We start from the raw sequence: 4416 nt of genomic DNA, 5'->3' as shown, positions 1-4416 counted from the left end.
ACATAATTGATAGGCTCAAGATTCAGTCTAGCCAACGATTAGTACTTATTTTGTTGGTGCGAAAGTTGAGTTAATTATTTGTATCCTTCTATTAGTTAAAGCACCTATGTGGTGCTTACCTGCATATGCGATTATTTACGGTGCACATTTATTACCATATTCATTCTTTTACCAATCAAAAAGTTATCGATATAGCTCAATATTTATTTGTATAGCCATTTTGATAAGTGTCATTTTCCTCCATTTAAATATGATTTTTGTCCCGCTGATCGTAGAAGTCGGTATAATTATCTTATTTTTAATGCTGAAAAAGGAAATTAAAAGCTAGTCTGAAAAAATTAGACTAGCTTTTTGCTTGAAGCGTAACAAACAAAGGAATTACTCCACTCCATTTCCGAGTGATTTTCTTTCCAGCCACTTGAAAACTTTTCCCTTCTCCTCCTTCATAATGCTTATCTAAGATATAAAGTTGATTTGTTAAGTCGCGTTCTAATTTTTGAAACCAGTAGTTTCAGTCATCAGAGAGTAATTTACTTATTCTCTTGAAATTGCTCTGTACATGGAATATATCTTCCTTTGGTTTTCCTGGATTATAGTTAGATAACCTTAATTAAAGGACTAAAAAAAGAAACTGTACAATCATTGCTACAGTTTAACGCTCATTTCCATAATGAGGCACAATAATAAAAAAGTGCTTCTTTCTTCTGTTAAAGCGCCCGTTAATGAAACATTTGAGTATTTACCAAGAAAATATTTTGTCTCGATTTAAACTGACAAATCAAATGATAAAAATTCAGGCAGTTGATCTTCACGTTTGTCGAGCATAATCTGTTCCGGCTTGATGCACTGTTCACGCAGTACTTCAATGTTCTGCATGAGGAATTCGTCACTGCCGACAATATAGAAGAGTCCTTCTTTGTCCGCAGCAAGGTTTTTCACTTCGTTATAGTAGTCTTTTCGGTTATCAACAAACTGTGCTGTGAACTTCTTATCAGGTGCAGATTCAAATATATTAGTGAATAAGAAATTTTTTGATGAATCGATGTTCAGGGAATGAACTTGATTGACGTTGTCAGCACGTTCGAAATAATCAAGTACAAGCGGTCTGAAAGTGGCTAGGCCAACACCTGCTGACAGTAGATAAACATTTTTGTCTCCTCTTTTAAGCGGTACATTCGAATGAGTTTTAAATATTGCTACTTCATCGCCTACTTCAAGATTTTTTAAAATCGTTTTAAACTCAGAGCACTGCTCTCTTATGCGTGTTGTGATACCGATTGAATTTTCATGCGGTAAAGTGGAGATTGACATATGGCGAACCAGGCTGCGATTTGGTTTATCTCCTGCATTAAAACCTTTCAGTGCGAAGTGAGTGTGGGAACCTTCTTCCCATGTAAAGTCTTCCGGACAGTCTAGCAGGTACGTTTTAATCTCAGGCGCTTCTTCAATAATCTTATTTATTTTAGTCCAGTATATTTTCATTATCTATTCTCCTCTACTTAATATAATTATCGTTACTATCCACTATACAATAAGTGACAATGATTCTCAATTAGATGGTATCTAATTGAGTTTTGCCATTATCCTCATCCCTAGACTATTTTTATTAATTAATGGGTTTGTCTCGGAAGAGAAAATCGCGTCACTTTCAAGTCGGAGACTCAATCTTAATGTTAATTAATCGAGTATCGTATTATTGCGTAAAAAATGTTATAGCTGATTTGATGTTCATAAATTTAAAAGTCAAATAATCATGTGGAAAACCACTCAATAAACATTTCAAAAATGTCCAAAGTTATTGACATATTTGTCGAAGTTGTTATAATGAAAATGTCCAATATCTTTGACATAGGTGATACTGTTGAAAAATAAAATTAAAGCAATACGGAAGAAACTGGGACTAACACAAGAGCAACTCGCCACGGAATGTGGAGTTGCTAGACAAACGATAAATTGTATAGAGAATGATAAATATGACCCTACACTGGATCTGGCTTTCAAACTATCAAAAACGTTAAAAGTAAAGGTAGATGAATTGTTTATTTATGAGTAAATTTCATTCAAATTATATGATAACAATGAAAGATATTGTAAGAGAAAGAAACGAAATTCTACATCAACCAACACAGGAAGTGATGCTACCTCCATCTGATGAAGATAAGAAAATATTAACTTGTATGATGAATTTCTTGAAAAATAGTCAAGACCCTTATCTATCCAAAAAATATAAATTGCGTGCAGGAGTTGGCTTATCAGCGAATCAGATTGGCTTGAATAAGCGGATGTTCGTAACTTATTTAACTGATGAGAAAGGTAAAGAGCATGAATATACCCTGATTAATCCAAAAATAATCAGCCATTCAGTTTCTATGATTTATTTACCACCAGGCGAGGGTTGCCTCTCTGTTGATCGGGATATAAAAGGGTTTGTCCCAAGATATGAGCGGATTAAAGTGAAAGGGTTTAATTTAGAGGGAGAAGAAATAGTATTAAAACTTAAAGGCCATTCCTCTATTGTTATTCAACATGAAATAGATCACCTAGATGGAATCATGTTTTATGATCGTATTAATAAAGAAAATCCTTTTAAGCTACCAGAAAACTGCAAAAGTTTGTACTAAAATGCACAGAACAGGTTGATATTCAAAGTTGTATATGTGATGAGCTGTTGTTTCGCAGCTCATTTTAATTTAATCATTAACAAAGTCAAAAGCTAATTATTGGAACACTATGAAAGGAAAGACTTAATGGTAACAAATATGCTAAACATCATAAGACTGAATATCCTGGATAAATTGGGAAGTAGGATGATTATCGTTTCTTGTTGAGACAACCACTCCACTTCTTTTATACATCAACCTTAATTAAAGCTTTTTTCTTCCATCCATAATATTTTCCACTAATCTGTACTCCTATTATATTAAATTAAAGCGACCGTTTTTGTGAAAACCTTCCGTTTTTTCAGTCACAATTTGAGACCTTTTCTATAACCCAAAAACACGTATCCACTCAGACATAACTGAATAACGCTTAAAGCTAAAAATGGATTAGTTACTATATATGATTCCTCTAAAATAATGCGCTGAAAAATCAAGCTAAAAAAGAAAACTACTCCCATAATAGCAGATGCATACCACGAACTTTTATATCCTTTTTTAAAACTAAACACCGCCACTATAATATTTCCCAATCAAAATATGACAATTGCGAGAACCCCAGGCATAACCCAACTATCAGGGTATTCCTCGGCAAAGATTCCACTACTTGACTTTACCATTTGAGCTCCTATCCAAATTGCGCCTGTCGCCAAAAACAAATCATAAATGCCCAACATCCTTGCTCTTATTTGTTTGCTTCATCTTTCCCCCCTAATTTTCTTAAACTACCACCTGCTAAAGCAGGTGGATTTTGACATAAATGTCGACGACTAAAGTCGTATTGCAGGCTGAAGTCCTGTTCAAAGTCCGAAAGCTAAAGCACTCGAAAATTAGACTAAACTCGGGGAAGGGCAAACGAAAATCATTGATTGCATAAATCACTTTTTCAACTGACCAAATACGTGTATAACTTTTTAATTTTTTCATAGGTTCTCCTTTCAAAAAGAAAACAGCCTGCATTGACACAGACTGTTTTTGCATTTTTATATTTACTTATCCAACATATTCAAACACACCATGTGACGTAACGAGAAAATTTCCGTTTAATTCTAAATCTCTACCAAGTGCTTGATAATCAATATAGTTCTGTAAATTAGTAGGTACTTCCCCAAGCATGCCCGTTTCTTCCACATAATAACGAGCCACATCTTCCATATCTTCACAATCTGTATAACAAATAATATCATCTTGATGTTCCAGTAATTCTTCTAAACTATTAAACCAGTAGCCTTGAATTTCAGATAGTTCATGATAAATTGGTGAACCTTCCAATTCTTCTACCATTGCACAAAGTCGATTGATATCAGAGATAGGAGTGTATTCACTAATCTCAAATGGCAATTCATAATCATGTATGGCATATTCTTCATACTCACTATTTAAACCAATGCGTTCTTTGACTTCTTCCATATCGATTGGTGGTGTAAACCAATCCCCGACCAATTCACCCTCATTATATTTTCCGAGGTTAGCGATATAAACTTGCATGTCCATATCAATTTATCTTCCTTTCTCCTGAATAATAAGCAATAAAAAGACAGCCAACCTTTTAAAGTTGGCTGCTTCAATAGCATCAATTTAGACTCATCCTAAACAATGACTTCAGACTGCTGGAATTTGAAATTTAATTTGGTCCGCATTTTAATTATGTGATTTACTTCTTTTTAATCTTTAATTACTATCTCAACTTTCGCAGAGAGAAATTGGCAAATAAGCCTTGATGTAGTTGGGAAGGCCAGAGAACCACTGCTCAAGTTGA

5 protein-coding genes are annotated in these 4416 nt (G+C 34.1%); 3 read left to right on the top strand and 2 right to left on the bottom strand.

Annotated features, from left to right (window positions below):
- Nucleotides 1-37 precede the first annotated feature (37 nt).
- Nucleotides 38-328, top strand: coding sequence for a DUF7010 family protein (locus H9631_RS22950; RefSeq protein WP_404801766.1), 291 nt, complete (start codon nt 38-40; stop codon nt 326-328).
- A gap of 437 nt (nt 329-765) precedes the next feature.
- Here the strand turns inward: H9631_RS22950 and H9631_RS21915 are convergent, their stop codons facing one another.
- Complete coding sequence (locus tag H9631_RS21915; RefSeq protein ID WP_191816549.1) at nt 766-1482, bottom strand: ferredoxin reductase domain-containing protein; 717 nt, start codon at nt 1480-1482, stop codon at nt 766-768.
- Between the two features lie 379 nt (nt 1483-1861).
- Between H9631_RS21915 and H9631_RS21910 the strand changes: the two genes are divergently transcribed.
- Nucleotides 1862-2053 carry a helix-turn-helix transcriptional regulator gene (locus tag H9631_RS21910; protein WP_191816547.1) on the top strand — a complete coding sequence of 64 codons (192 nt, stop codon included), beginning with the start codon at nt 1862-1864 and terminating at the stop codon, nt 2051-2053.
- The gene (gene def, locus H9631_RS21905) at nt 2046-2621 is read left to right on the top strand and encodes a peptide deformylase (RefSeq protein WP_191816544.1); all 576 of its coding nucleotides are present in this window, start codon (nt 2046-2048) and stop codon (nt 2619-2621) included. Before H9631_RS21910 ends, def begins: the two co-directional genes overlap by 8 nt.
- Before the next feature lie 1029 nt (nt 2622-3650).
- Here def and H9631_RS21900 read toward each other — a convergent pair.
- Nucleotides 3651-4151, bottom strand: a complete 501-nt coding sequence (locus H9631_RS21900) for an antirestriction protein ArdA (protein WP_191816542.1) — start codon at nt 4149-4151, stop codon at nt 3651-3653.
- Nucleotides 4152-4416: the final 265 nt, after the last annotated feature.

The sequence above is a fragment of the Bacillus norwichensis genome (assembly GCF_014836955.1).
GTDB lineage: Bacteria > Bacillota > Bacilli > Bacillales > Bacillaceae_C > Siminovitchia > Siminovitchia norwichensis.
Note: the sequence above shows the minus strand (reverse complement) of the source record. Positions and strands in the feature narration are given on the sequence as shown.

Bases quoted from the DNA above. Each gene is read 5' to 3' on its own strand.
- H9631_RS21915 (WP_191816549.1), bottom strand. From the start codon at position 1,482: ATGAAAATATACTGGACTAAAATAAATAAGATTATTGAAGAAGCGCCT.
- H9631_RS21900 (WP_191816542.1), bottom strand. From the start codon at position 4,151: ATGGACATGCAAGTTTATATCGCTAACCTCGGAAAATATAATGAGGGT.
- def (WP_191816544.1), top strand. From the start codon at position 2,046: ATGAGTAAATTTCATTCAAATTATATGATAACAATGAAAGATATTGTA.